The sequence below is a fragment of the Corallococcus caeni genome, from assembly GCF_036245865.1.
GTDB classification, from domain to species: Bacteria; Myxococcota; Myxococcia; order Myxococcales; family Myxococcaceae; genus Corallococcus; species Corallococcus caeni.
In genome coordinates this window covers 1-1,683 of sequence record NZ_BTTW01000033.1, presented here as the reverse complement: position 1 = coordinate 1,683, position 1,683 = coordinate 1, and the positions used below count along the sequence as shown (strand labels likewise).

Here is a 1,683-nt window from a genome sequence, read left to right as displayed (position 1 = left end):
GCGGTGAGCGTCAAGGTAGTTGTCGCGTGAAAGGGTTCAGCCGATGCGCTTCAGCTCCTGCACTTGCGGTGAGGGGTTGAGGCGCACGGGGCCCGCAGGTGTCCAGTCGCGGGTGTCGCGGCTCCATCGCTCGGGGTGACGTGCGCGGGCGCGCTGGTACACCTGGTGGCGCTGGGCGAGCAGCGCGGCGTCGAGGCCGAAGTGCCTGGCTTCCGGCGTGACGAAGCGGATGGCGGAGTGCCGGTGCTCGGTGTTGTACCAGGCGACGAAGCGCGCCACCCACGCGTGCGCGTCCTGCCTGGAGGTGAAGGGGCGCTGGGGGAAGGAGGGGCGGTACTTCAGCGTGCGGAAGAGGGCCTCGGAAAACGCGTTGTCGTCCGAGACGCGGGGCCGGCTGAAGGAAGGCGCCACGCCCAGCCATTGCAGCGTCGAGAGCATCGTGGCGCCCTTCATGGGACCGCCGTTGTCCGAGTGCAGCACCAGGCCTTCGGGACAGCCCGCCTCGTGCCAGCTTTGGCGGATAAGGGCCGCGGCATGCGCGGACGACTCCTCCTCGTGGACGCGCCAGCCCATGATGCGGCGGCTGAAGACGTCCACCACGAGGTACAGGTAGAGGAAGGTGCCCTTCACCGGTCCCTTCAAGTAGGTGATGTCCCAGCTCCATACCTGGCAGGGCGCGCTGGCCGTGTGCTCGGCCCTGGGGCGCGGCGTGGGAGGCTTCGCGGGGCCTCGGTGGGCCAGCTGGCCCGCTTCGCGCAGCACCCGGTAGAAGCTCGCCTCGCTGGCCACATACTCGCCCCGGTCCGCGAGTCTCGGCACCAGTTGCTTGGGTGAGAGGTCGCGGAACTCCTCGCTGTTGGCCACCGCCAGCATGCGGCGCTTCTCGACTTCGGAGAGGCGGTTGGCGGGCCGGGTGCACGGTCCGCACCGCCCGTCCTGCGCGGTGGCCGGCTTCCTCCAGCGTTGAATGGTGCGAGGGGCTACCCCGAGCCGCTCGCAGACGGCCTCCAGCCGCACGCCCTGCTGGAGGGCTTCCTCGACGTGCGCGAGCGTCATTTCTCGTGCTTCTCGTCCGCTGCGTCGTCCTCGTCGTCCAGGTGCCGCTCGTCCCAGCCCGTCGCCTGAAGTTTTTTTTCGAGCACCAGCAGCGCCGCCGTCTCCGCCAGCGCCTTCTCCTTGCGGCGCAACTCCCGCTCCAATTCCTTCACTCGCTTCTCGGCCGCCGCCAGCCGCCTGCGCTCCTTGGCCGGCAGGGCTTCCGTGGCCGCTCCTCCGAGGGCCTGCTGCCACTCCTTCAGCTTCTCCTCGTGCAGCCCCTCTCCTCGCAGCAGCGCCCCCAACGCTTCGCCCGTCAGCCCCTGCGCCGCCACCAGCACGCGCAGCTTCTCCTCGGGCGTCCACTTCTTCGGCGCAGCGGGCACGGCGGGCTTCTTCTCCTCGGGCGGGTGCGTCATCGCCGCCAACTTATGCGCCTCCCGCAACCACTGCGACAGCGTCGGCTGCGATACGCCCACCTGGCGGGCCAGCGCCGCGGCACTCACCGCCCCCGGGCCTACCATCCGCTTCACCATCTGTAGCTTGAATCCATCCGTGTACGGCACGGCGTCCTGCCTGCTCTCGCCCCCAAGGCGTGGTCATCCCGGCCATTCAGCCGAGGCGACAACTTCCCTGACACAGGGGGGT

At 69.7% G+C, this 1,683-nt stretch carries 1 protein-coding gene; it reads right to left on the bottom strand.

Annotation, left to right across the window (positions count from 1 at the left end; genetic code table 11):
* Positions 1–36: 36 nt before the first annotated feature.
* A protein-coding gene (locus AABA78_RS38760; RefSeq protein ID WP_370469512.1) for an IS3 family transposase occupies positions 37–1,601 on the bottom strand; the annotation gives its coding sequence in 2 pieces (ribosomal slippage) (positions 37–1,125 and positions 1,128–1,601; 1,563 coding nt in all).
* Between the last annotated feature and the right edge of the window lie 82 nt (positions 1,602–1,683).